Source organism: Lacinutrix sp. MEBiC02404 (assembly GCF_053601575.1).
The window spans coordinates 1-309 of the sequence record NZ_JBSHNV010000080.1 but is presented as its reverse complement, the minus strand read 5'-3'; the positions used below and the strand labels follow the sequence as shown (position 1 = coordinate 309).

The 309-nt window shown below is 37.2% G+C and carries 1 protein-coding gene; it reads left to right on the top strand.

The window, feature by feature from the left end; all coding sequences use genetic code 11:
• Nucleotides 1–309 (top strand): hypothetical protein (locus ACVCXO_RS00510; protein ID WP_452227642.1); only part of this gene is annotated, 309 nt, incomplete at both ends.

The window sequence follows — 309 nt, the reverse complement described above, 5'->3', positions numbered from 1 at the left end:
ACAGATAACGAAACAATTGCTAACGATTGGAATGCTGCTAATATATTAGCACTTCAATCTTGTGGTACAGATTCTTGTGATACAGATGCAGTATTCGATGTAACTTCTGATTATGTATTTACTAACCTTGCTTCCACTTGTGGAGCTGGTGGTACTATTCTAGTTACGTATACAGTTGCTGATGATTGTGGTAATGAAACCATACTTACTGCAACACTTACGCTTGAAGATTCTATCGGTCCTGATCTTACTGCTTGTACTGTAATAGACGAAACTATAGAATGTAACGGAACAGATAACGAAACGATC